Source organism: Amycolatopsis lexingtonensis, assembly GCF_014873755.1.
In the GTDB taxonomy this organism is placed as follows: Bacteria; Actinomycetota; Actinomycetes; order Mycobacteriales; family Pseudonocardiaceae; genus Amycolatopsis; species Amycolatopsis lexingtonensis.
The window spans coordinates 8,069,407-8,093,762 of the sequence record NZ_JADBEG010000001.1 but is presented as its reverse complement, the minus strand read 5'-3'; the positions used below and the strand labels follow the sequence as shown (position 1 = coordinate 8,093,762).

General features: G+C 72.4%; 19 protein-coding genes. 5 read left to right on the top strand and 14 right to left on the bottom strand.

Going from position 1 to position 24,356, the window contains the following annotated elements; all coding sequences use genetic code 11:
* Positions 1 to 2: 2 nt before the first annotated feature.
* The gene (locus H4696_RS37535) at positions 3 to 557 is read left to right on the top strand and encodes an HD domain-containing protein (protein ID WP_086860416.1); all 555 of its coding nucleotides are present in this window, start codon (positions 3 to 5) and stop codon (positions 555 to 557) included.
* On the opposite strand, the gene H4696_RS37530 is transcribed toward H4696_RS37535, so the two are convergent.
* From H4696_RS37530 to H4696_RS37515, 4 genes are read right to left on the bottom strand one after another with little or no spacing between them, the layout of a single operon-like run.
* Positions 554 to 3,331, bottom strand: a complete 2,778-nt coding sequence (locus tag H4696_RS37530; RefSeq protein ID WP_086860418.1) for an SEFIR domain-containing protein — start codon at positions 3,329 to 3,331, stop codon at positions 554 to 556. The genes H4696_RS37535 and H4696_RS37530 overlap by 4 nt on opposite strands.
* A complete protein-coding gene (locus H4696_RS37525) occupies positions 3,328 to 4,596 on the bottom strand; it encodes an RNA polymerase sigma factor (RefSeq protein WP_086860420.1) in 1,269 nt (422 codons plus the stop codon). The genes H4696_RS37530 and H4696_RS37525 overlap by 4 nt, the downstream gene beginning before the upstream one ends.
* A gap of 39 nt (positions 4,597 to 4,635) precedes the next feature.
* On the bottom strand, positions 4,636 to 4,992 hold the full coding sequence (locus tag H4696_RS37520) for a YciI family protein (protein ID WP_086860425.1): 357 nt from the start codon (positions 4,990 to 4,992) through the stop codon (positions 4,636 to 4,638).
* The gene (locus H4696_RS37515; RefSeq protein ID WP_086860427.1) at positions 4,992 to 5,417 is read right to left on the bottom strand and encodes a YciI family protein; all 426 of its coding nucleotides are present in this window, start codon (positions 5,415 to 5,417) and stop codon (positions 4,992 to 4,994) included. Before H4696_RS37515 ends, H4696_RS37520 begins: the two co-directional genes overlap by 1 nt.
* Before the next feature lie 235 nt (positions 5,418 to 5,652).
* Between H4696_RS37515 and H4696_RS37510 the strand changes: the two genes are divergently transcribed.
* A complete protein-coding gene (locus tag H4696_RS37510) occupies positions 5,653 to 6,624 on the top strand; it encodes a small ribosomal subunit Rsm22 family protein (RefSeq protein WP_086860429.1) in 972 nt (323 codons plus the stop codon).
* On the top strand, positions 6,621 to 7,187 hold the full coding sequence (locus tag H4696_RS37505) for a dihydrofolate reductase family protein (protein ID WP_211299682.1): 567 nt from the start codon (positions 6,621 to 6,623) through the stop codon (positions 7,185 to 7,187). The genes H4696_RS37510 and H4696_RS37505 overlap by 4 nt, the downstream gene beginning before the upstream one ends.
* On the opposite strand, the gene H4696_RS37500 is transcribed toward H4696_RS37505, so the two are convergent.
* The 7 genes from H4696_RS37500 to H4696_RS37470 all read right to left on the bottom strand — a co-directional run bounded on the left by H4696_RS37500 (position 7,184) and on the right by H4696_RS37470 (position 14,983).
* Complete coding sequence (locus H4696_RS37500) at positions 7,184 to 8,020, bottom strand: maleylpyruvate isomerase family mycothiol-dependent enzyme (RefSeq protein WP_086860430.1); 837 nt, start codon at positions 8,018 to 8,020, stop codon at positions 7,184 to 7,186. The two genes, H4696_RS37505 and H4696_RS37500, sit on opposite strands and share 4 nt — an antisense overlap.
* 198 nt (positions 8,021 to 8,218) lie before the next feature.
* A complete protein-coding gene (locus H4696_RS37495) occupies positions 8,219 to 8,824 on the bottom strand; it encodes a DUF4232 domain-containing protein (RefSeq protein WP_086860432.1) in 606 nt (201 codons plus the stop codon).
* A 20-nt stretch (positions 8,825 to 8,844) separates the two neighbouring features.
* Entirely contained in the window at positions 8,845 to 9,333 is a 489-nt protein-coding gene (locus H4696_RS37490; protein ID WP_192782748.1) for a DUF4232 domain-containing protein, read from the bottom strand.
* Positions 9,334 to 9,464: 131 nt separating this feature from the next.
* Positions 9,465 to 11,981 carry a CHAT domain-containing protein gene (locus H4696_RS37485; protein WP_338078711.1) on the bottom strand — a complete coding sequence of 839 codons (2,517 nt, stop codon included), beginning with the start codon at positions 11,979 to 11,981 and terminating at the stop codon, positions 9,465 to 9,467.
* A 313-nt stretch (positions 11,982 to 12,294) separates the two neighbouring features.
* Positions 12,295 to 12,780 carry a hypothetical protein gene (locus H4696_RS37480; protein ID WP_086858666.1) on the bottom strand — a complete coding sequence of 162 codons (486 nt, stop codon included), beginning with the start codon at positions 12,778 to 12,780 and terminating at the stop codon, positions 12,295 to 12,297.
* On the bottom strand, positions 12,777 to 13,352 hold the full coding sequence (locus H4696_RS37475; protein WP_086858667.1) for a sigma-70 family RNA polymerase sigma factor: 576 nt from the start codon (positions 13,350 to 13,352) through the stop codon (positions 12,777 to 12,779). Before H4696_RS37475 ends, H4696_RS37480 begins: the two co-directional genes overlap by 4 nt.
* Complete coding sequence (locus H4696_RS37470; protein ID WP_086858714.1) at positions 13,349 to 14,983, bottom strand: S8 family serine peptidase; 1,635 nt, start codon at positions 14,981 to 14,983, stop codon at positions 13,349 to 13,351. Before H4696_RS37470 ends, H4696_RS37475 begins: the two co-directional genes overlap by 4 nt.
* Positions 14,984 to 15,165: 182 nt before the next feature.
* On the opposite strand from H4696_RS37470, the gene H4696_RS37465 reads away from it, so the two are divergent.
* Positions 15,166 to 18,297, top strand: a complete 3,132-nt coding sequence (locus H4696_RS37465; protein ID WP_086858668.1) for a SpvB/TcaC N-terminal domain-containing protein — start codon at positions 15,166 to 15,168, stop codon at positions 18,295 to 18,297.
* A 128-nt stretch (positions 18,298 to 18,425) separates the two neighbouring features.
* On the opposite strand, the gene sigJ is transcribed toward H4696_RS37465, so the two are convergent.
* Positions 18,426 to 19,307, bottom strand: coding sequence for an RNA polymerase sigma factor SigJ (gene sigJ / locus H4696_RS37460; RefSeq protein ID WP_086858669.1), 882 nt, complete (start codon positions 19,305 to 19,307; stop codon positions 18,426 to 18,428).
* Positions 19,308 to 19,457: 150 nt separating this feature from the next.
* Between sigJ and H4696_RS37455 the strand changes: the two genes are divergently transcribed.
* Complete coding sequence (locus tag H4696_RS37455) at positions 19,458 to 22,268, top strand: alpha-L-fucosidase (protein ID WP_086858670.1); 2,811 nt, start codon at positions 19,458 to 19,460, stop codon at positions 22,266 to 22,268.
* Here H4696_RS37455 and H4696_RS37450 read toward each other — a convergent pair.
* Both H4696_RS37450 and H4696_RS37445 read right to left on the bottom strand, forming a co-directional pair.
* On the bottom strand, positions 22,248 to 22,868 hold the full coding sequence (locus H4696_RS37450) for a hypothetical protein (protein WP_086858671.1): 621 nt from the start codon (positions 22,866 to 22,868) through the stop codon (positions 22,248 to 22,250). The genes H4696_RS37455 and H4696_RS37450 overlap by 21 nt on opposite strands.
* A gap of 121 nt (positions 22,869 to 22,989) precedes the next feature.
* Complete coding sequence (locus H4696_RS37445; protein WP_086858672.1) at positions 22,990 to 24,219, bottom strand: S53 family peptidase; 1,230 nt, start codon at positions 24,217 to 24,219, stop codon at positions 22,990 to 22,992.
* Positions 24,220 to 24,356: the final 137 nt, after the last annotated feature.

The window sequence follows — 24,356 nt, the reverse complement described above, 5'->3', positions numbered from 1 at the left end:
GCATGACGTCTGAAGCGCTGGCCTCGTTCGGCTACGAGCTCGGCCTCCTGAAACGGATCCGGCGGTCGGGCTGGTGGCACGCGGGCGTCCGCGACCCGGAGTCGGTCGGCGAGCACAGCCTCCGCGCGGCCCAGCTGGCAGCGCTGATCGCGGCGGAGGAGGGCGCGTCCCCGGAGCGGGCGGCGTTCCTGGCGCTGTGGCACGACACGCAGGAAACGCGCACGGGCGACCTCCCGCTGACGGCGGTCGAGTACCTGCGCAAGCCGGAACCGCGGGAGATCACGGCGGACCAGACGGCCGCGCTGCCGTCGCGGTCCCGCGCGCTGGTGCGCGAGGCGGTCGACGAGTACGAGAGCCGCGCTTCGGCGGAGGCGTTGTGCGCGAAGGACGCGGACAAGCTGGAGATGCTGCTGCAGGCGTTGGAATACCGCGACATCGGCGTCCGGCCGGTGGACGAGTGGATCGCGTCGGCGCGGAAGGGCCTCAAGACCGAGACGGCGAAGAAGATCGCGGAGGCGGCGTTGACGTTGCCGCCGCTTTCGTGGCGGGGCCGCTAGCCGCCGGCCGTGGATCCGTCCGGGTTCAGGCCGTGCTTCGCCGTGTCGTACGCCAAGAAGGACAGCTCCCTGATCGCGCTCCTGGAACCGCCGAGCGCCAACCTGCGGAGCTCGTCTTCCCGGCCTTGCGCGGCAAGCAGCTCCGCGAGCGCTTTCTCCGCCCATTCATCCCCTTTCTCGGCCAGGTCGAGGAGTTCCTGGTCGCGACCGAGCTCGGCGAGCAGCTCCACCAGGTCCCGGCCCCGATACGTGAGGCCGGCCTCGATCAACGAGCTGTACACGGAGATGGCCTCGTCGTGCCGGCCTTCCCGGACGAGCAGCTTGACCAGCAGGTCCTGAGGTTCATACCTGTCGGACTCGGCAGCGAGTGCCCGAAGCTCGTGCTCCCGCCCCTCCTCGAAGAACAGGTCGGCGAGCTCGCGTATCGCGTATGCCTCCCCAGCCTGGGCGAGTGCCCGGAGGTCGTCCTCCCTGCCGTGCCGGGCGAGCAGCCGCGCTGTCCTCAGCCTCGCGCCGCTTCCCTCCACGAGGTCGTAGATCGCGATGGCCCCGTCGATGTCACCGCTCTCTTCGCGGTCGCGGGCCAGTTGCTCTGCCGCGTAGTAGTCACCCGCGAGCGCGAGGGAATGCAGCTCTGCTTTCCTTCCTTGCCGGGCGAGGAGTCGTGCGAGTTCTTCCTTTGCCGGGCTGTCGCCGGTGGCGGCACGTGCGCGCAGCTCGTCTTCCATGCCTTGCCGCGCCAATAACCGGGCGACCTCCCGCGTGGCCGAGTAGTCGGACAATGACCGGTAGATCGCGATGGCGCCGTCGTGGTCGCCTCTTCCGGTCAGCAACTCGGCCAACAGCATGGCGGCCTTGGGGTTGCCCGCCTCGGCCAACGCTCGCAGTTCCGGCTCTCGTCCTTGTTCGGCCAGCAGTGGCGCCAGCTCTTCGGCGGCGTCACCGGACCCCGCGGCGGCGAGTTCGGCCAGTTCGTCCCGCCGTCCGAGCCGCTCCAGCAGCCGGGCAAGAATCCGCACCGGCTGGGACGTGCCGGCGGACATCGCCGCACGGCAGATCTCGGCCGCTTCCTCCTTGCGGTCCTGGCCCATCAGCATGTTCGCCCAGTCCTCCCAGGCGAGGTAGCCGCTGTCCCAAGCGCGTTGGTACAAGCGGTGAGCGCGGCCGTAGAGCATCCTCCGCCGGGCGGCGGCCGCCACGCGCAGGCAGTCCATCGGCTCGGTGAGGTACGGGTCGAGACCGTCCCACACCGCGGGCGGCACCGGGTTGAGACCTCTGCGGAGCGAGCCGTACTGGCTGAGGTAGTCGTGGATTCCGTACAGCTCCGAGGGCCCGATGCCGCCGGGCACCTGCACGGGGAACAGGGCCGCGACACCACGGATCTCCTCGGTCGCGTACGCCACCGCATCGGCGAACCAGCCCGAGTCCGCGGCTCGTTCGGTCGCGGTCAGATACGCGGGAGCCGCCGCCTTGAGGAATTCGGCGGGCAACGGGGACAGGTATCCGATGCCCCGCGCGTCCATCGCGGCCGAGATCAACGCCGTGCCGTGCTTGTTGCCACCGCGTTCGTAGCGTTGGACGAGAAGCGTGCCGCCGGACAGCACCTGGACGACCTTGCCGTCCGCGCCGGCACTGCGGTACGCCGTGGCCAGGCGACGGTCCTGCGCGGCGAGCTCGCCGAGGTGCCGCAACGCGTTCCGGTCGCCCGCGAACGTGTCCGGGACGGTGATCTCGACGGCGTGGTCGACCAGCAGCCTCCGGGTGACGGGGTACGGGTCCGACGCGGGTCCTGAGGTGATGGCTTCCCAGTAGCGCGGCCACATCGTGCCCAGCACGACCACGGGTCCCGGTGTCTGCAGCAGATCGAGCAGCAGCGCCGCGACCTGCTCGGTGGCGTCCTGGAAGAAGCGCTGGGTCTCGTCGAGCCACAGCAGGGTGCGCGGTGGCAGCGTCGCGCCCGTGCCCAGCAGCTCGTCCGCGGTGCGTGGCCGCGCCAACGTCCAGTCGGGCAGCACGGTGGCCGCCGCCTCCCACAGGGCACGCGTCTTGCCCGTCGAGGACCCGCCGGTCAGCACGACCATGAGACTCCGGTGTGCCTGGCCGAGCAGGTCGCGCAGCCGCCGGTCGTGGTCTCGCGGCACGTACAGCGGCAGTGCGGTGGGCAGGTCGGTGTCGTCGACGGTCATCGGCCGCTGGACGCCGAGGTGGATCGGATCCCATTCCCGCACCCGTGGCGCGAGCGGCCGGCCGTGGCCACGCGGAGGCAGTACCGGCACCTGTCCCAGCGGGGGCTCCACCTCCAGCGGCTGCTCGAGCAGCACCCGGAGCAGCGGCTCCAGACCTGCCGGGGTGAAGTCGTCCACCTGGTACACCGTCGTGGTGGCCGGGGCGAGGAAGTCGGGGACGTCGCCGAGCGTGGCGCCGGGAAGCACCACGGGCACGAACCGGTCAAGCCGGTCCTGGTGGGAGTAGAACGCGTCCCGGATCAACCGGGCCTCCCACTGCACCCCGCGGCCGTCGTCGGCCGCCGCGCGGCCTTCCGCTCTGCGCCGATAGGTCGCGGAGGCCACCACCAGGACGAAGTCGGCCTCGCGGACCCGGTGCCCCATCCACAGCGCCCAATCCTGCCGTTGCCCGGCGGCCGGCAGGTCCAGCTGTGCGTCGATCCCGTGGCTTCTGAGCGCGATCCACAGCTCGCGGACCCGCTCGACGTGCGCCTCCGACTCGTGCGCGTACGAGATGAAGACCTTGCGCGCCCTGTCCCCCGCGTTCACGGCACGCCGACGGCCTTCGCGCGGTTCAGGAGCAGCTCCCGCTCGCGGGCGTTCTCCGTCATCTCCGCCGCGCGCCGGAACTCCCGCTCCGCCTCCTCCAGCCGGCCGAGCTTCTCCAGCAAGTCGCCCCGGACGCTCGGCAGCAAGTGGTAATCCTTCAGCGCCGCGTCCGACGCCACCGCGTCCACCACCGCCAGGCCCGCTTCCGGGCCGTACGCCATCGCCACCGCGACGCCGCGGTTCAGCTCGATCACCGGGGACGGCTGGAGCTTGCCGAGGCCTTCGTACAACGCGGCGATCCGCGCCCAGTCCGTCTCCTCCGGGGTGCGGGCGCGGGCGTGGCAGGCCGCGATCGCCGCCTGCGCGGAGTACGGGCCGTACGCCCCTTCGGCGATCTGCTCCGAAAGCGCCAGCGCCGCCAGGCCGTGCTGGATCAGGAGGCGGTCCCAGCGGGAGCGGTCCTGGTCCAGCAGCAGCACCGGCTCGCCGTCCGGCTTGGTGCGGGCCTTCGCGCGGGACGCCTGCAGCTCCATCAGCGCGACCAGGCCGTGGACCTCGGACTCGCCCGGCATCAGCGCGGCGAGCACGCGGCCGAGGCGCATCGCCTCCTCACACAGCGCCGGGCGCATCCAGTCGTCGCCACGGGTGGCCGAATAGCCCTCGTTGAACACCAGGTAGAGGACCTCGAGCACGGACGACAGCCGGGCGACGCGCTCGTCGCCCTCCGGGACCTCGAACGGGACCTTCGCCGCCGCCAGCGCCTTCTTCGCCCGGACGATCCGCTGGGCGATCGTCGATTCGCGGACCAGGAACGCGCGCGCGATCTCGTCGGTCGTCAGGCCGCCGAGCATGCGCAGCGTCAGCGCGACCCTGGCCTGCGTGTTCAGCACCGGGTGGCACGCGACGAACAGCAGGCGCAGGACGTCGTCCTCGATGTGGTCGTCGAGGGCCGCGTCGAAGTCCGGCAGCACGCCCTCGCCGAGCTGCTGGCCGCGGCCGACCTCCTCGAGCTTCTCCGCGTACCGCTCGTTGCGGCGGAACTGGTCGACCGCGCGGCGCTTGGCGATGGTCATCAGCCACGCGCCGGGGTTGCGCGGCACGCCGGACTCCGGCCACTGCTCCAGCGCCGCGACCAGCGCGTCCTGCGCCAGCTCTTCGGCGAGACCGACGTCGCCACGGGCCATCCGGGCCAGGCCCGCGATGAGCCGCGGCGACTCGATGCGCCAGACCGTTTCGACCGTGCTCCGGGCGTCCGCAACCGTCACCCGGCCATCAGACAGGGTGATCGGCCGCGGTGCAACCCACTACCCGGCGATCGTGCGGATCTCCACCACGCCGCTCGTCACCTCGGGGTTCGGGTTCGGCGCCTGCTTCATCAGCGCGACGATTTCCTCGAGCGACTCGCCGTTCAGCACCCAGAACCCGGCGATCAGCTCCTTCGTCTCCGCGAACGGCCCGTCGATGACCTTCGGCTCGGCGTTCCCCTCGAAGACGACGCGGACGCCCTCCGCGCTGGACGTGAGCCCCTCGGCGAGTTCGAGCCGGCCTTCGTCCACCAGCCGGGCGTTGAACTTCGTCATTTCGGCGAGCTCCTCGGCCGTGGGCTGGAACCCGGCCGCCTCGGACTCGGGCGTCGCCTTGACCATCACGAGGAACCGCATCACGCCTCCCCGGCGCTCTGCGCGCGCAGCCGCCCTTCCAGCTCCGCGACCTCGGGCGTCATGTTCTCGAAGTCGGACGCCTCGGCGACCCGCCGGATCTCGACCTCGCCGGCCTGGCCCTCGGGGTTGGGCATCCGCTTGATCCACTCGATGCACTCTTCGCGGTCGCGGCACTGCAGGATCCAGAAGCCGCCGACGAGCTCCTTGGTCTCGGCGAACGGACCGTCGACGACCTTGGGTTCCTCGCTGCCGGAGAACACCACCCGCGCGCCCTGCGAGCTCGGCGTGAGCCCCTCGCCGGCGAGCAGGATGCCGGCCTTGACCATCTCCTCGTTGAACTTGCCCATCTCGGCCAGCAGCTCGGCGCTCGGGCCCTTCCCGGCCTCGGAGTCTTCGTTCTGCTTGACGATCACCATGAACCGCACCGCGGTCTCCTCTCGTTCGGTCTCGCCAACGCGTCGAACGGCCCCGCCCCGGATCGACAGCTCCGGCGAAAAAGTTTTCGCGCCGGAAAACTAGCAGCTCAGGGTCGCTCCGGTTGGGCAATTCGGACACGCGTGCCGGGCGTCTGAAGTTCGTTGCAGCGGGTGCCGCGACCGAGCGGGCTGGGCGCGCGACCGCGACGCCAAACCCTGGTGAGAGCCCGGCTAACCTGCCGTCGTGGCGGTACTCCCCGACGACCTCTCCTCCGCGCTCGACGAAGAGCTGGCCAGGCACCCGGTGGCCCGGCTGGCCCAGTCCGTCGACCGGCTCAGCGCGCGCTACCGCCAAGGTGACGCCGCGACCTCGCCGATCCTGACCTCCGAAGCCGACGTCGCCGCGTACGCGGGCTACCGGATGCCAGCCACCTACGCCGCCGTGCACGCGGTGCTCGCCGAAGCGGCTTCGCGGGCTCCTGGCTTCGAGCCGCGCACGCAGGTCGACGTCGGCGGGGGTACCGGGGCGGCGGTGTGGGCGGCCGCGGCGGTGTGGCCGTCGCTCGCGAAGTGCACCGTGCTGGAGCAGGTCGCCGGCGCGATCGGGCTCGGGAAGCGGCTGGCCGCCAACGCACTCCAGGCGCCGGTGCGGGAGGCGGAGTGGCGACGCGGGTTCGTCGACCCGGCCGCCCCGGCGCCCGAAGCCGATCTCGTCACGCTCTCCTACGTGCTGGGCGAACTGCCGGAAGCCGGCCGCGCCCACGTCGTGCGCTGGCTGGCGGCGAAGGCCGGGGCGGTCGCGCTGATCGAGCCGGGCACGCCGGCGGGCTACGAGCGGATCCGCGCCGCCCGCGCCCAGCTGATCGAGCTCGGCCTGCACGTCGTCGCGCCCTGCCCGCACGACGCCGCGTGCCCGATCGTGCCCGGCGAGGACTGGTGCCACTTCGCCGCGCGCCTCCCGCGGTCGGGCCTGCACCGGCGGCTGAAGGCGGGCACGCTCGGCTTCGAGGACGAGAAGTTCGCGTACGTCGTCGCGGGACGGTTCGAGCCGGAGCGGCCGGAGGCACGGATCATCCGGCACCCGAAGAAGCACAAGGGCTGGGTCGCGCTCGACCTGTGCACCGGGGACGGGTTGAAGCCGGGCGTCGCGGTTTCGAAGAAGCAGGGCCCGCGGTACCGCGCGGCCCGCGACGCGGAATGGGGCGACAGCTGGTGAAGGTCATCGCGGAGATCAGCGTGTCGGCCGACGGGATCGTGGCCGGGCCGGACACCAGCACCGAGCACCGGCTCGGCAAGGACGGCGACCTGCTGCACGAGTGGCTGTTCGAAGGCACCGAAGCCGACGGCGAAGTCGCGGCGAAGCTGTTCGAGGACACCGGTGCGTTCGTCCTCGGCCGGACGATGTTCGACGTCGGCATCGGCGTCTGGGGCGACGACGGCACCTTCGGGAAGCCGGTCTTCGTCGTCACGAACCGGCCGCACGAACCGGTCGTGAAGGGCCCGACGACGTTCACCTTCGTCACCGAAGGCATCGAAAGCGCCTTGGCGCAAGCGAAAGCCGCGGCCGGCGAGGACAACGTCGTCGTCATGGGCGGGGGCACCACCCTCCGGCAGTTCCTGAGCGCCGGGCTGGTCGACGAACTCCGCCTGCACGTGGTCCCGCTGCTCTTCGGCCACGGCGTCCGGCTCTTCGACGGACCGGAGCACGTCCGGCTGGAGCGCACCGCCGTGACGGAGACGCCGAACGCGACCCACCTGACCTTCCGCGTGCTCCGCTAAGGCATCCGCACGGTCCGCAGGAACGCCGGGAGCAGCCACGGCCGCCGCCCGCTGATGCGGACGCCGCCGGTCAGCACCGCGCGGGCCTTCGAAATCCGGCCGAACATCATCGGGACCAGGACCGCCGGGTCGAAGCGCAGGCGCACGTCCGCCGTGCCGTCCGGTTCCTCGAAGCGCAGCCGGCCGTGTTGCAGCGCCAGCACCCCCGGCTTCGTGTACGCCGAGCGGAACTCGACCGCGATCCGCCGGGGTGACGGCGTCGCGTCGTCGAGCAGGCTGCCCATGTCGTTCCGGACCATGCCGAACAGGAACAGCTCCAGGAACATCGCCTCGTACCGCGCCGGGATGGGCCACGGCCGCCCGAGCGCGCGGGCGATGTCGAGGCCGTGCAGCAGCATCTCGTTGACCAGGTGCGCGAGGACGCCGGCCACCGGGACGCGCGAGCCGCCCAGCCACCAGACCGGTTTGCCCGGGTCGAGGTCCGCGCTGACCAGCAGGACTTCGGCGATGTCCGCGCGCAGCCGCTCGGCCAGGCGGACCGGGTCGCGTTCCGGGTAGAGCTCGAGGGCGAGCGCGTTCATCCGGGAGATCGTGTCGACGCTGGCCGAGTCGATCGGCTCTTCGAGGCCCGGCAACGGGAGCGGGCCGCCGTCGCCGCGGATCATCGCCGTGTACATCAAGGCGATCATGCCGACGTGCGACGCCGTTTCGGCGATCGACCACTCGCCCAGCGACTTCGCGTGCGCGTCCGGCACGCTCGCCACCAGGTCCGCGAACCGGCCGCCGACCTGCGGCAGGACCGCGCGCACCGACTCCCACTGTTCGTCCGTCACAGCTTTCGACGGTAAGGCGCCGGAGCACCTGCCGGATCTCCGAAGGTGCGGTTCCACTGTCAGTAGGAAACTCGCAGCGGTAACCGGCCAGTCGGGGGGCGTGCCGGCCGGTTACCGCCGCAGTGAGGAAGAGGGGACCGCACGCCAGGAATGACGCGCGGCCCCAGCCTTCACCCGATCGAGTGACAAGAAGCGGCGTCAGGCCGGGTCGGCCAGGATGCCGTTGACGTACGAGCCCGGGTGGGTCGCCGCGTCCTGGCGCAGGACCGGGAGGTCGGGCGGCCAGGCCGCGGACAGCGCCTTCGTCGACCCCGGCGGGATCGTGTTCAGCTTCGACGGCGTCCACGTCGGCTCACCGGCCGCCGGCTTCACCACCGTGATCGTGGCCGAGGCCGTCGTCCCCGCGGTGACCTCGTTGTACTTCACGCCGTTGTCGACGCGCGGCAGGTGGTACACCGGGCCGAACGTCGGCTCGTCCGGGCCGACCAGGTCGACGCCCGGGACGCCGTACAGCCCGCACGTGTGGTCCGTCGTGTTCCGGTAGGTCAGCGGGATGTCGTACTGGCCCGGCGCGTCGTTCTTCTCGGCCGGCTTGCCCAGCAGGACCTCCAGATCGGCCGTCGTACAGCGGGGCGTCGCTGTCGACGCCGTGGCCACACCGCCGCCCGCCGGGCCCGCTGCCGCGCCGTTCGCGGAGCCGGAACCCGCCGCGGGAGCGGGTGCCGGAGCCGCCGTGGACGTGCCGCACGCCGCCAGCACGAAGGCCCCCGCCGCCGTGCCGATCCCCAGCAAGATGCGCTTCACGTGAAATCCCCTCCCGAAGTTCAGTTGCCGACCGGCGTGACCTGGACGGTGTCGCCCTTCACCGGCGCCCCCGCCGGCCACGCGACGCTCACCGGCTGGCCGTACGGCCCGGTCGGCAGGTCGAACGTGACGAAGTCGGCGGCCGCGGGCGCGGCGGCCGAGCGCTGGACGATCCGGGACACCGCCGGGTGCCCGACGCGCAGGTTCACCGGGACCGCCTCGGACGCGTCCGTCGTGACCGCGATCGGCAGCCGCTGCCCGCCGGCGAGGAACCCCACCGCCGTCGGCGCGCCCTCGAGCTTGCAGTTCGTGTTCGGCGACGTCGCCGTGTAAGTGAGCACGTAAGCCTCGTGCCCGGCCGCGTGCGACGGGTCCCGGGCCACGGTCACGTGGACGTCCGAGGCGCCACACGGGTGATCGCTCGGCATGGCGTTCGCCGCCCCGCCGGCCACGAGCAGCCCACCGGCCACCAGACCCCCGATGATCAGTGCGGTACCAGCTCGCTTCATGGTCATCCTCCCTTGTTCCGTGATCGACTGGACTCACAGGGAGAGATGTCCACCGGCCCCTCGGGGATGCGCCGCGATGCGATCGATCACCGGAAAGCAACCTTCAAGATCGCCGGACGTCGAAAAGAGTGTCAGCTGCGACCGAAGCAGACGAACGGCATCAGCGGTTCCGCGGTGGCCGCGTCGGCCAGCGCTCGCGCCGGTGGCGTCCCGGCCGCCAGCGCGCGGTGGAACGCCAGCATCACCCCGCCCGCGGTCCGGTCGTCGACCCGCGCCACGCTCGAGACCACCGTGCGGCTGCCGCCGTAGAGCAGCGCCGCCGTGAAGCCGAGGACTTCGTCGCCCGCGCGGACCACGGTCTGGCCGACGTCGCACGACGACAGCACCACCTGCTCCGGCGCCGTCGCGAGCTGCTGGACGTCGTAGGCCATCAGCGGGCCGTCGGCGAGGTTGAGCCGGGAGAACAGCACGTTTTCCCGCTCGTGGTGACCGTGCGCGGCGAAGTGGGCCAGCCGGCAGCCGTCGAACGCCTTGAGCGTCGCCGCGACCGTCGCGTCCGGGCCGGTCAGCACCTCCGCCTCCGGGTACAGCGGCGCCAGCAACGAGATCTCGGTTTCCGCGTGGGTCAGGTCCGAGCCCGCGACCAGCAGCGGCGCCCCGCTCGCGCGGCGGGGACGGCGGCCCGCGTCGAGCCAGGCCGACGACGACGGCGTGACCGTCACCGGACGCCCGCGCACCGTCGGCAGCAGCCCCCACGGGATCGCCGACAGCGCGCCGGTCGGCACGACGACGACGTCGAGGTCGCCCAGCCGGGCCGCCAGCGGCGCCAGCAGGATCGCGTCCAGCGCGGTGACCTGCGTCCGCACCGACCGGCGGATGACCTGGTCCAGCTGGGCGGGGAGCTGGCGCCCGCACAACGCGTCGAGGTCGCTGTGCAGCCGCGCGACCGGCTCGGCGACGGCCGACGCCGGCCCGAGCTCGATCAGCGCCACCCGGTGGTTCGCGATCACCTGCGCGCACAACGCGCCGTGGTCGGCGAGGAAGCAGACCATCGCGCTGCCGCTGTCGGCGAGCTCGTCGCCGATCTCGCGCAGCTTCGCTTCGGGGTGGTCCTCGTCGGTGCCTTCCGCTTGCCAGCCCTTGGCGCGGATTTCCCGTTCCAGCGCGGCACAACGCTTCACGGCCTGGGCGTCCGGCTTCCCGGACAGCTCGCCGGCGCGGATCTGCATCGAGAGGTACCGCAGCTCGGCGACGGCGTCGACGATCTCGGGGTGCGCGGGCGGGCGCACCGGCCGGAACCGGAACGCCTGCGCGCGAGAACGGTCGAGCCAGCGGAACACCACCCCCGGCGAACGCTGGGCGAGCGCGGCGGCGAGGCCGGCGTCCGCGAGTTCCTTGCCCAGCGACGTCGTCGCGGTCTGCAGGTCGACACTGCCGAACCGGCTGCGGTGGCGCTGCAGCTGGGCGAGCCCGGCGCGCGCGTTCGCGAACGTCATGCGCCGGTGGCCGGTCGCGGCGCCGAGTTCGGCCAGCGCGAGCCGCCGCACCAGGCGGTTTTCCAGCGGCGCGGTCCGGCGGTCGCGCGGGGCGATGCCGGCCCGGGCGCCGTCCGGGTCGCCGAGCGCGATCCGGGCCCGCGCGGCCAGCAGCGCCGCGATTTCGGCGTCGTTGCGCAGGCCCAGCCCGGTGAGCCGGCCGGCCAGCGCGGCCGCCTCGGTGGCGACGCGGGCGATCCGCCGTCCGGCCGCGAAGTCCGCGCGCAACGCGGTCAGCTGCGCGACCGCGGCCCAGGTTTCGTTGCCCCGGCGGCGAAACCGCCGTTCCGCGCGCCCGGCCCAGCTGCGCGCGGTCGCCGGGTCACCGCTCGCGAGCGCGGCGAGTGCGCGCGTGAGTTCGGCTTCGGCGTGTTCCTGGTTCATCCGCAGCCGCGGGAACTGCTCCAGCGCCGCGTCCAGTTCGGCGGCGGCTTCCTGCGGCAGCCCGGCGGCGAGCAGCGCCCGCGCCTTGTCGACGGCCAGCACCGGCAGCATCCCGACGCTCTGCTCGGCGTAGAACCCGCTCGCCGCGTCGAAGTCCCGCAGCGCGCCCGGGATGTCACCGGTCAGCACCCGCGCCTGCCCGCGCCCGTGCGCGGCTTTCGCGAAAATCCGGGCCAGGCCGTCTTCTTCGGGCTGGCCGGCCCCGATCTGCTCGCACTGGTCGAGATCGGCGAGCGCGAGCCGCACGCGGCCGGCGTACTGGTGCAGCATCGCGCGGTTGAGCAGCGTCCGGGCGAGCACGACGAACTCGCCGGCCTGCCGCAGCAGCGGAATCGCCTCGTCGAAGCACGCGAGGGCTTCGTCCATCCGTCCGATGAGGATCAGCACGAGACCGCGCTGCTGCCGCAGGATCCCGCGCCCGGCGTCGGAGACGAGGACGTCGGCCTCGTCGAGCAGGGCGAGCCCGCGAGTGCTGTTGCCCAGCGCGGTTTCGACGGCCGCGTAAGTGCCGAGCACGCGCGTGGCGAGATCGGGCCAGGCCGGCCATCCGGGCGGCGGCGCGGTCGCGGGCAGCCCCAGAAGCCGTGCGGCGGAACGGATCAGGCGCCCGCCGACCACGGGCTGGCCGTTGTTGGTCGCCGCGACCGCACGCCGATGCAGGTCGCGCACCCGGTCTTCCGCCCTCGGCGACGCGACCACAGGCTGCCCTCCCGGCCGGAGCCGTCCCCCTCGGCCGAGAAGGACGACCCGGATCGTACCTCCGGGTCCGGGCGGTCCGGGAGTTCTCGCCGGGAGGCGGATTTTCACGTGGCAGCGCGGTATCCGGGGCGCGGATGACAGGAACGGGTCGTTCATGACGTGCGGCGCGGTTCGGGCTGTGTCGCCCGAGCCCAGCTCCCCAGAGGTCCTGAATGAGTCATTCAAGACCGCCGAAGACCTGAATGAGTCATTCAAGACACCGCAAGCCGCGCCCCGGCCGCCCTCACAGTTCGATGGCCGGCGTGCTGACCGTCCTCGACCGTCCGAGGGTGCGCACCAGCACCTGCACCATCCCGTGCGGCACCCCGTTGACCGCGAAGCGCCCCTCGGCGTCCGACGTGGTCGTCAAGGGGCCGTTCGCCGTGCGTACCTCGATCGGGTGCTCGGCGGGCGGGGTCAGCCACCCGTCCAGGCGGATCGTCCCCGTCGCTTCGGGACTCACGTTCACCATGATCGTCAGGCTTTCGCTGTCGAAAGTGATGAGCCGTCCCTGCTCGGCGGCGCTTCGCGTGACGGCGAGGCCCTCCTGCTCGCGGATGCGCATCACTTCCAGGTCGACGTCCTCCAGCGCGATGGCGAAGCGGATCTGCTCCACCAGCGTGGCGGGCATCGGGTCGGCGTCTTCCCACAGCTCGCGCACGCCGGCGAGGAGCCGGAAGTCGAGCTCGTCCAGCGGCTCGTTCGCGCCTGGTGGTTCGACGGTGGTCACAGCCAATCTCCTTCGCCGTTGGCGAGTAGCTGCTCGCGCAGGCGCGCGAGGCAGCGTCCCCTGGTCGGGCCGATACTCCCCCTCGGCATTCCCAGCCGGGCGCCCACTTCGGCGTAGTCCGGCCGGTGCACGAACGCCACGATCCGCAGCAGGCTGCGGCAGCGTTCGGGCAGGTTGTCGACCGCGCGCCAAAGCCGCACGCGCTGGTCGTCGCGCAGCACCCCCTCCTCGGGTGCCGGTGACGCTTCGGTCAGCCGCTCCGGAAGCTCCGGCAGCGGCCGTTCGACCTGGCGTTTTTCCCCAGTCCGCCAGGCCTCCCGTTTGGTCACGGTGATCAGCCAGCCGGTCAGCGCGACCGGCGAGCGGATCTCCGCGAACGAACCGAGCAGGCGCAGCCACGCCGTTTGCACGACGTCGCCCGCCTGATCGGCGTCCAGACCCTGATCGCGCGCCACCTGCCAGAGCAGCGGCGTGAGCAGGGAAACCAGTTCGTCCAGCGCCGCGCGGTCACCTTCCCGCGCCGCGTCGAACAGTGCCGCTACCCGGCTGTGGTCGGTCTTGGCCACGTTCACAGCGAACCCAGCGCGGACCAGGCCCGCTTGACGACCGTTTCGCGGTCGACCGTGGCCAGGTCCCCGGCGTGGTGCAGCAGTGCCTTGCCGATCTCGGCCGCGGCGAGCGGGGCGGCGAACGACGTGCCGTCCCAGACCGCGAAGCCGGCGCTGTAGTCGTCGGGGTCGAAGGAGTTGCGGCCGTGGTCGGGCACCTGGTGGTCGGCGGACGCGGTGCCGCGGACGTCGGTCGGGTAGGTGCTGACCACGCCGGCGCCGGTCGCCCAGCACCGCACCCACGGGCCTTCGTTGGAGAACAGCGCCTTGCTCGTGGTGACGTCGGGGTTGAGCGCGCCCACGCTGATCACCTGCGGCCCGCAGCCGGGGCCGAGCGGCTGGTCGGCGAAGGCCGCCGGGTAGAAGCGGCGGGTCGTGGCGTCGTTGCCCGCGGCCGCGACGACCAGCACGCCGAGGCCGAGCAGCTCGGCGATGACCGTGCCGAACTGGCCGGTGAACACGACGTCCGCCGGGTCCTCGACGTAGTAGCCCATCGAGATCGAGACGATGTCGACCAGGTCCTGCGGCCGGTTGTTCGCCTGCGCGTTGCGGACGCGGTCCGCGAGCAGGTGCAGCGCGAGCAGCACGTCGCCCTCGTACGCGACGCCGTCGCTGTGCACGACGCGGATCGCGAGCGTGTCGGCTTCGGGGCAGGCCTGCCGGATGATGCCCGCGATGAACAGGCCGTGCCCGGTGTCGGTGTCGATGTCGCCGATCAGCGGCTGGCCGGTCGTCGGCGCGTCCCAGTAGTCGGCGAGCAGCTGCGTCGGGACGGTGTTCCCGGAGTCGATCTCGGCCTGCAGGATCGCCGCCTGGATGTCCGGCGCCACGGCGAGCCCGGAGCCGGGGGCCGGCGGGGCGGAGCGGTCGGCCATGCCGAACCACGGGTGCGGGCCGATGCCGGTGTCGAGCACGGCGATCACCGGCCGCCGGTGCGCGGGCTTCCGGCTGCGGTACGGCGGTTCGGCGGCCAGCGTCACCGGGATCCGGTTCGCGCCGTGGGTGCGCCCGTACGAGCTGCCCGGGCCGAACCCGCTGGTCTCCCACGGCGTGCCGCCGAGGCCGCTGGTCTCCCACGGGACCCCGCCGAACACCGGCGAGGTGAAGAGCAGGTGCTCGACGGACATCTCCTTGACGAGCTCCGGGTCGAGCTCGGGCTTCTCGCCCGAAGCGGCGGCCCGCAGCAGCTGCAGTGCCTTCCAGCAGTCGACGACGACCGGGTCGGAGTCCTCGCGGACCCGCAGCAGGGCGCGGACGGGCACGTCGGGGAGTTCGCGGACGCGCCCGTACCCCTGGCCGTCGTCGCCGCGGTCGGCCGGGGTCGCGTAGATGCCGATGCGCGCGAGCACGCGGTTGATCGCGGCCAGGGTCTCCGGGTCGCGCAGGTACCGGCCGGGCAGCAGGAACGTGCCCGGGCGGTACACCGTCGTGCGCGGCACCGGCTGGCCGGCGACGACGACCGCGGTCGCCGGGTCGAGCACGCGTGCGCCGTGCCGGTCGAGCAACTGCCTCGGCGGGGTCGGGAGCTCGTTCAGCGTGCTCGCGTCCTCCGCCGCAACTTCCGCGCCCTCGTCCCGGACGAACTTGACGACCATCGGGTCCACCCTCCGCCATTGATCACTGATGGCACCCGGGAAAGACCCGCGGGCCGCCACCGGGATACGACACCGACGTCTCGAATGGGTAACGGCGATGGCAAACGGGTGAAGAGGTATCTGGCGCCATCGACTCACCCACCTGGCCTCCGGAAGTCACGAATCCATGCGGGGAGATCACCATGGTTGTGCTCCGGTCGAGCACGCGGGAGGCGACCCGGCCGGCGCCGGTCCGGGGACAGGGCGGGGTGTTCACCCCGGACCCGGCCACCGGCGGCGGGCGGTTCGCGGTCCCGCTCGACCTGCCACCCGGTCCCGGCGGCGGCGCCCCGGCGCTGGCGCTGCGCTACACGACCGGCGCGCCCAACGGCCCGTTCGGCGGCGGGTTCGCGCTGCCGCTGCCGCACGTCCGGAAGACCGACGGCCCCGCCCGGTCCGGGACGGCGGGCCGGCTCACCCGCCACGGCGACGGCTACGTGCTGACCACCCGGTCGGGCACCCGGCACTTCCTCGGCCCCGCCGACGGCGACGGCTGGTACCTCGACCGGACCGAGGACCCGCTGGGCGCGACGGCGACGTTCGGCTGGGCGCACCACAGCGGCCAGGCGTACCTCGTCCGCGTCGCCTACGGACCGTACGAAGTGGACTTCGCCTACGAGCCGCGGCCGGACGTGCTGCGCTGGGGCCGCGGCGGCACCCTCGTCACGACGGCGCTGCGGTGCGCGCGGATCGACCTGCGGGTGCCCGCCGACGCGCGGCCGCTCGTCCGGCGGTGGACCCTCGGCTACGACCCCGACGACGTCACCGGCGCTTCCCTGCTGACGTCGGTGGCGCTCACCGGGTTCGACGCGCGCGGCGCCGAAGCCGCCGCCCCGGTGCTGCGGCTGGCCTACACCCAGGTGGAAACCCCGGTCGCGAGGCGGGTCCAGCTCGCCGCGAAGGCCCGGTCCGGCGGCGGCGTCACGCTGCTCGACGCCGACGACACCGTGCCGTACTTCTCCTTCGAAGACCTCCCCCGCGCCGGGCGGCTGAGCGGGATCGACAACGGCATCGGGCTGCGCACGGAGATCGAGTACACGACCGTCGAGGCGATCCCGGTGGTCCGGCGCGTCTCGCGCCGCGAAGCGGCCACCGGCCACGTGGGCGTGACCGAGTTCGACTACCACGACAGCCGGGCGCCGATCTTCGGCCGCGTCGTCCAGGACGACGTCGGCGACGAGCACGCGCCGACGCTGCGCACCGTGCGCTGGTTCGGCGACGACGGGCGGCTGACCAAGGAGGAGACCTACGGCCTCGACGGCTCCGCCGCGCAGGAGCGGCCGTACCGCCGGGTGACGCACCTGCACCGTCCACAGTGGACTCGTTCGGTCGTGACCGAGTTCGACCGGCGGCCGGCCCCGGTCTCGGTCACCACGACGGAGACGGACCTCGACGCCGCCGGGAACCCGGCGCGGGTGGTGGAAACGACCGAGCGGCCCGGCCGCGGGCTCGTCGTGCGCGACACCCGCACGACGTACGCGACCGACCCCGACGGCCGGTTCGCGGCGCTGCCCGCGCGGATCCGCACGGTGGACGGCGGCGGGAAAGTGCTGTCCGACTGCCTGTTCCGCTACGACGAGACCCCCGACGGCCGGGCCGGCGCGCACGGGCTGTGCACCGCGCGGGAGGAGCTGGTGCTCACCGACGCGCTCGTCGCCGACGGCTACGGCCCGGTCCCGCCGGACCTGCGCCACCACGGCTACCACCGCCGTCCCGGCGAGGACGGCTGGTGGATCACGACGTTCCACGGGCGGCTCGACACCGTCACCGGGTTGCGCACCACCACGACCGATCCGCTCGGGCACACCACCGAGGTGCGGTATTCGCCGGACCGCTGCTTCCCCGAGGTGGCCACGGATCCGCTCGGGAACGTGACGATCACGCGCCACGACGTCCGGACCGCGCGGGTGCGCGAGCTGATCGACCCGGCGGGCGCGGTGACCACGGTGACCCACGACCCGCTGGGCCGGACCGAAACCGTCGTCCGGCCCGGCGACACGGCGGAGCTGCCGACGATCCGGTACCGCTACGACTTCGGCAGTCCGGTGCGGGTGACGACCGAGCAGCGCGCGGTGTCCGGCGAGGCCGAGGTGCTGCTGACGACCGAGGTGCGCGACGGCGCCGGGCGGCTGCTGGAGCGGCGGCACGCCGAGCTGCTCGGCGACGTCGTCGACGAGCGCCACGAGTATTGCGCCCGCGGCTTCGTGCGCCGGACGAGCCGGGCCTTCCGCGACGGCGACCGCCCGCCCCCGCCGGAGGAGTTCCACTACGACGCCCTCGGCCGGCCCGCCGACGTTCGTGACCAACTGGTAGTTCGTGAAGGCGGCCTTCACGACCTGCTCGGACGGGAGCTGCGCGGGGCCGACGGGGTCGTGCTGGTGCGGGACGCGGCGGGCAACCCGGTCGAGGCGCGGACACCGGACGGGCACACGGTGTACCGGGTCCACGACGCCGTCGGCCGGCCGGCGGCGGTGCTGGTCGACGACCCGCACGGCAGCCCGGTCACGACGTTCACCCACCACGACGGCGGGCTGCCCGTGCCGCCCGGCGCCGGGCCGCACAGCTGCGGACGGCTGGTGCGCGTGTCCGACGAATCGGGCGTGACGCTGTTCGGCTACGACGCGCTCGGCCATCCGGCCGAGAAGCGCTGGCGGCCGGCGCACGTCGCCGTCGAGTACCGCTTGGACGTGACGCGCCGCGCGGACGGGCGGCCGGCGAAGGTGGTCTACCCGGACGCCGGCGACGGGCGGCTGACGGTCCACCACCAGTACGACGAGGTCGGCAGGCTGGTGAGCGTGCCCGGCTTCATCGACGCGGTGCACTACGACCTGCGCGGCCACCGCACGGCGGTGCACTACGCGAACGGCGTCACCGAGGCGTGGACCGGCGGCCGCCACGTCGTCACCGGCCCGGGCGGCACCTGGACCCGCGAACTCGGCGCGGCGGCGCCCCCGGAACCGTTGTGCGGCACCGAAATCCGCGACGCGTTCGACCGCCTGCGCGGCGTCCACGGCGACGACGGCGTCAACGCGCTGTACGGCTACGACCACACCGGCCGCCGCGTCCGCACCCTGGTCACGGACGGCACGGGCATCCACGAAACCCTGACCCCGGACGAGCTGTACGCCATCGAGGACGGCGAGCTGGTGGCCGTGGTGGCGGGCGCGGTCCGCCGCTACGCCGACAGCAGGCAGCGGTACTTGCACTTCGACGGCGAGGCCGGGGTGGCCCTGGTGACCGACGAGACGGGCGCGGTGGTGCCGGAAACGCCGTGAACGACGTCCGCCGCGTCCGGCGTTCCGGTTCCGGAAGCGCCCCAATGTGGCGTTCGGTGCGTCCAGCGCACCCAATGTGGCGTTCGGTGCGTCCAACGCACCCAATGCCACATTGGGGCGCTTCCGTGTCAGTCGAGCACCGCCAGGTCCAAGCGGTCGAGGCGGTCGGGGTCCGCCAGGATGTCGATCTCCACGATCCGCCCGCCCGCCACCGTGAAGCCGAGCACCGAGAACGGCCGCCCGTCGCGGGTCGCCACCACGCCGGCCGCGCCGTTGACCAGGGCCCGGTGGACCACGCCGCCGCCCGCGCCGAGGCGGGAGAACGTCAGGGCCTGGTTCGCCACCGCCGCCGCGCCGCGGACCTCGTCCGAGCCGCCGTGGGCCGCGCCGCGGTCGGCGCGCAGCACCACGTCGGGGTCCAGGACCGAGACCAGTGCTTCGAAGTCGCCACCGCGGGCCGCGGCCAGGAAGGCGTCGACCACTTCGCGCTGGCGGGCCAGGTCCGGGTCCGGCGCGACCGGCGCGCCCTGCACCCGTCGGCGGGCGCGGCTCGCGAGCTGCCTGGTCGCCGCTTCGGAGCGGCCGACGATCGGGGCGATCTCCTCGAACGGCATCGCGAACATGTCCCGCAGCACGAACGCCAGCCGCTCGCCCGGCGTGAGCGTGTCCAGCACGACCAGCAGCGCCAGCCCGACCGAATCCGCCATCAGCACCTCGTGCTCGGGGCCGTCGTCCTCGCGGCTGATGATCGGGTCCGGCACCAGCGCGTCCCACGGCTCCTCGCGCCGCGCCTTGCGCGACCGCAGCATGTCGAGGCAGACCCGGCCGACGACCGTCGTCAGCCAGCCGCCCAGGTTCTCGACGGCGGCGCTGTCGCTCCGGCTCAGCCGCAGCCAGGACTCCTGGACGGCGTCTTCGGCCTCGCTCAGCGAGCCCAGCATCCGGTAGGCGACGGCCCGCAGGTGGTCGCGGTGGCTCTCGAAGCTCTCGGCCAGGAAGTCGTCGTTCACGGGTGGTCCTTTCGCATGCGTCACCACCTTGACGTACCGCGCCGCGAAGATGTGACACGTCTGATGATTCGATCCCGCTCAGCGACATCTACCCTTGACGTACGATATATCACCTGGCAATCATCGGACCTCTCCGACGAAGGAGCGGCCATGAGAGTCCGAGCCTGCCTCGCCGCGGTCATCGTGCTGCTGGCGACCCTGATCACCCCGGCGAACGCCGAACTGCGGCACCCGCGCCAGGACTGGCTGCGCGCCTCGACCGCCGGGTTGTTCCTGCACTGGGGCATGTTCACCGCGCCGCGGCACACCGACTGCGCCGCCTGGGAGCACGACGTCACCGCCGGCGGCTGGACGCCGGGCTACTGGATCGACGAGGCGAAGAAGCTGGGCGCGTCCTACGTCGTGCTCGCCACGTTCCACAGCCGGCTGGGTTACGCGCGGCCGTGGCCGTCGAAGATCCCGGGCAGCTGCTCGACCGAGCGCGACTTCCTCGGCGAACTGATCGCCGCGGGCCAGGCCAAGGGTGTCCGCGTGCTGCTGTACATGACCGACGATCCGCAGTGGCACAACGAAACCGGCCACGAGTCGCTCGATTCGGCCGCTTACTCGGCGTACAAGGGCAAGCCGGTCGACCTGACCACCCGCGCCGGGTTCGGCGAATTCGGCTACGACCTCTTCGACGAGGTCATGGACCGCTACGACGGCCTCGCCGGGTTCTGGATCGACAACGACAACGAGTACTGGGAGCAGCACGGGCTCTACGAGCGCGTCCGCGAGAAGCGGCCATCCTGGTTGCTGAGCAACAACAACGAGGACACGCCGATCATGGACACGGTCAGCAACGAGCAGAAGACCGGGATGACGCCGTCGTACGACTACCCGCAGGCGGTCTACACGCCGATGCCGCGGCTCACCGAAGCCGACTACAAGCTGCCGACCAACGGCGACTGGTGGTACAGCGGCGGCGACCAGGCCGTCGACTTCCGGCTCTCCACCGGCCGGTACATCACGAACGCGGGTTCGTCGATCAAGTCGCTGATGGCCGAAACCGCCATGCTGAACGGAAAGTTCCCGCCGCAGCAGGAGGCGTTCAACGACTTCATGGCGTCGTGGACACAGCCGATCAAGGAGTCGTTGCAGGGCACCGAAGGCGGCGGGTACATGTACGGCGGCATGCAGCCCGGCTTCTGGAACGACGGCGCCCACGGCGTGCTCACCATCAGGGGCGGCACGCAGTACGTGCACGTCGTCACGCGGCCGTCGACGAACCTCGTCCGCCTGCGGGACAACGGTTACCGCGTCACCGGCGTGTCGGACCTGCGCACCGGGAAGCCGATGCGGTTCGCCCAGTCCGGCGGCTATCTGTCCATTCTGGACATCAAGGACTGGGACATCTACGACACCGTGTTCAAAGTGGACACCGCGGGGCAGCAGTACTTCTACGACAAGAGCACGATCAAGGCGACCGCGTCCGCCAACGCGGCTTCGGCGGCGAACCTCGTCGACGGCAGCTACCTGAACTACTGGGACGCCGGCGGTCAGCTCCCGGTGTCCGTGACGCTGGACCTCGGCCGCAAGCGGTCGACGGCCTACCTGGCGGTGCACGAGCGCGAGTCGTCGCCGACGTACGCGCGGGAATCGTTCGGGCGGGCCGAGGATTCCGCGCGGATCAAGGACTATCGCGTCTACGCGAGCGACGACGGGACGCACTGGGGTGCCCCGGTCCGGACCGGCGCCCTGCCCAGCACCCGCGGTGTGCAGTTCGTCGACGTCGGCGAGGTGCACGCGCGCTACCTCAAGCTCGAAGTGCTGAACACGTGGTCCGGCCCGCAGGCCAAGCCGTACTTCCACCAGCTCGCACTCGACGAGGTCGACGTCGCCTACGGCTACCCGGACCCGCGCGGCGAGGCGCCGCTGGAGGCGGAATCGTGGCGCAACGGCTTCGAGGGCAAGGCGTCCCCGGTGTGGTGCGAGGCGTGCTCGGGCACTTCCGCCGTCACCGGCCTCGACCGCGGCGCCGTCGTCTTCCGGAACGTCCAGGCGTCGGGTCCCTCACGCCTGCAGCTGGACACGACGGGGCCGGGCACGCTTTCGGTGAGCGTGAACGGCGCGGCACCCGTCACGGTCAACGCCCCGGCGGCCATCGCCGTGCCGTTCACCGCCGGGCCCAACACGGTCGAGGTCTCCGGAACGACGGGCCTCGATCGCATCGCGGTGGCCCCGCTGCCGCCTGAGTCGTACACGCCGAAGACGACGCTGACGGTCGAACCCGCGGGCATGCAATGGGTTTCGCCGGGCCCGCGGTCGATGACGATCACCGCGTCGCTACGCCTCGACGTCGACGACCCGATCGACGACGTGACGCTGGCGCCGGTCGCGCCGGCGGGCTGGACCGTCGAAGGTGCTCCGGTGACGGCGGCGAACCTGCGGCTCGGTCAGGTCCTCAGTGGATCGTGGACGGTGACCGCACCCGCGGCCCAGGACGCGACCATCCCGGTGACGGCGTCGTTCCGGACGCTCGGCCGCGCCAAGTCGGTGAGCAAGCCGGTGCTGGTCAAGCCGCGGCCGGCGGACCGGGTGTTCATGCGCGAGGCGGAGGATTCGGCCAACGACATCGGCGACGCCGGCGTCACGAACTGCTCGCTGTGCTCGGGCGGGCAGAAGGTCCGCAACATCGGGGGCGGCGCGGGCGCGGCGGTGACCTTCCCGGACGTGGTGGTGCCGTCGGCCGGGCAGTACCGGCTGTTCCTGGACTTCACGGTCAACGGCGACCGGTCGTACTTCGTGTCGGTGAACGGAGGCGCGCCGGTGGAGGTGAGGGTCAGCGGCGCGGGGAACAGCACCCCGTACACCACTTCGGTCCCGGTGATGCTGACCGCGGGCGCCAACACGATCCGGATCGGCAACGACGGCGCCGGGGCTCCGGATCTGGACCGGATTTCACTGGGTCAGCTCACGTAGCACCCGGACCGGATCGACGTCGACGGCGCGGCCGGGGTCCCTGCCCGGCCCGCTCCAGGCGACGGAGACCCACAGTTCGGCGTAGTCCCCGCGCTCGACACCGGGCAGCTGCCAGGTGAGCCGCGCACCGTCGAGTGCGACGGCGTCGTCCAGCCGCCCCGACCAGTAGGGCGGCACGTGCTGCCCGGTGCGCGAGCAGTGCAGCAGCATTTCGGCACCGGGACCGCCGACGCTCACCACGGCGTCGGCGGTCGCGGCGGTGAAGGCGCCGTCCCCGCCACGGACGTCCGGCGGCGGATCGGCGAGCTCGGCCTGGACGACGAACTCGCTGAGGGCTTCCCGTGCCAGCACGCGGAAGATGACGGTTTCCCGGGTGACGCCGGGCTGCTCGGGCGCGGTGGCGCCGGAGAGCACGTCGAGCCGCACGGACCGGTGCCGCCAGCGGCACAGCCGGGTGCCGGAGTCCAGGCCCCAGGTCAGTTCCGGTCTCGCCGGCACGTCCCACCCACCGACGCGGACGGCGAAGCGCACGTCCCCGAGCGGGGTGACGACGTCGAGCGCCCTCGAGGGCGTCCGCGACAGCAGCTCGGTGTCCAGCATGCAGACATCCTTACCCCGCACCGGGAGCCCGCAAGCAAAGGTCACCCGTCCGTGGCATGTGGACAGTGCACCGGCCACCGCGCGACGGTGGCCCCGGCGAGCGCGCCGGGGCCACCCCCGATCAGAACCCCGACGTCCCGTGCGGCGTGCCCAGCCCGGTCGGCCCGTCGTACCCCGCACCCGCGGTGCAGAGGTACGTCCCACCGCAGCTGCCGTTCGAGCCCGACGTCACGTCGTACAGCCCGTCGGTGTGCGCGTACGGATAGGACCCCGACGTCACCGAGTTGCCCGCCAGCGCGTACACGCTCGCGATCACCGGCGACGACAAGCTCGTCCCGCCGACCTGGATCCAGCCGTCCGCGCCCTGGGCGAGGCCCAGCGACAGCAGCAGGTCGCAGAACGACGAGCTGCCGCAGCTGTTGTACGTGTCGTAGACGCCGAGCCCGGTGGCCGGGTCCGCCACCGCCGAGACGTCCGCGACCGTCCGCTTGGCGCAGCCGGTGTCGTGCTGCCACGCCGGTTTCGCCTCCAGCGCGGAACACCCGCTGCCGCTGCCCTTCCACGTCGTCTCGGTCCAGCCGCGCGCGGCGGTCGTGGACTTCTTGAGCGTCGTGCCGCCCACCGCGGTGACGTACGGCGACGAGGCCGGCCAGCTGACGCCGTAGCCGGAGTCGCCCGAGGACGCCGTGACCGCGATGCCCGGGTGGTTCAGGTGGGCGTCCGCGGCGAGGATCGTCGAGTCCTCGGTGCCGCCGTAGCTGTTGGAGATCGCCACCACGCCCGGGGTCGCCGCGGCCGTGTCGACCGCGGTCATCAGCGGGTCCGTGTCCGGGGAGTTGGCCTCCACGAGCAGGATCTTGCAGTCCGGACAGGTCGCCGACACCGCGTCGAGGTCGAGGCTGATCTCCATCGCCCAGCCGTAGTCGGGCGCGGGCAGCGGGCTCGCCGCGCCGTTCTGGTTGACCTTCTTGAAGCAGCCGTTGGCCGTGGTGCACGGGGAAAGCCCCCGGGCGGAACGGAACTTGGCCAGGTCGGCTTCCGCCGTCGGCGCGTCCTGAGCGTCCACAATGGCCACTGTCTTGCCGTTCGCGTGCAACCCGCCGAGGTTGTACGCGGCTTGGATCTCGGCCGGGCCGTAGCCGACCGGGGTCGAGGTGAGCAGCGGGCCGGAGCCCTTCGGGGACCGGATCGACTTGCCGAGGCAGTGCAGCTTGCCCGACGTGGCACAACCGAAGCTGACGACGCCGCCGCTTTGCATCGGGGCGGCTTCGGCCGTCGAGGTGGCCACGGTCAGCGGGGCGGCGATGAGGGAGAGGACGACGAGGGACCGGAACAGCCGTGGGGGCGACATGGCCTACTCCTCGGTAGGGGACGAGGTGGCACGGGATCGTCGCATGTCACTCGTTCGAGGTCACCCGGCAGAAGCATGTTTCTCGGTTCAGTCATTCGCCCACCGCGGCGCCAATCAGACGAAGAGCCACGAACCGC

Excerpts from the sequence above, each read along its gene's own strand:
- H4696_RS37535 (WP_086860416.1), top strand. The coding sequence starts at position 3 with ATGACGTCTGAAGCGCTGGCCTCGTTCGGCTACGAGCTCGGCCTCCTG.
- H4696_RS37520 (WP_086860425.1), bottom strand. The coding sequence starts at position 4,992 with ATGCGGTTCCTCGTGATGGTCAAGGCGACGCCCGAGTCCGAGGCGGCC.
- H4696_RS37490 (WP_192782748.1), bottom strand. The coding sequence starts at position 9,333 with ATGAAGCGAGCTGGTACCGCACTGATCATCGGGGGTCTGGTGGCCGGT.
- H4696_RS37470 (WP_086858714.1), bottom strand. The coding sequence starts at position 14,983 with ATGGTCGTCAAGTTCGTCCGGGACGAGGGCGCGGAAGTTGCGGCGGAG.
- H4696_RS37465 (WP_086858668.1), top strand. The coding sequence starts at position 15,166 with ATGGTTGTGCTCCGGTCGAGCACGCGGGAGGCGACCCGGCCGGCGCCG.
- H4696_RS37455 (WP_086858670.1), top strand. The coding sequence starts at position 19,458 with ATGAGAGTCCGAGCCTGCCTCGCCGCGGTCATCGTGCTGCTGGCGACC.
- H4696_RS37450 (WP_086858671.1), bottom strand. The coding sequence starts at position 22,868 with ATGCTGGACACCGAGCTGCTGTCGCGGACGCCCTCGAGGGCGCTCGAC.
- H4696_RS37445 (WP_086858672.1), bottom strand. The coding sequence starts at position 24,219 with ATGTCGCCCCCACGGCTGTTCCGGTCCCTCGTCGTCCTCTCCCTCATC.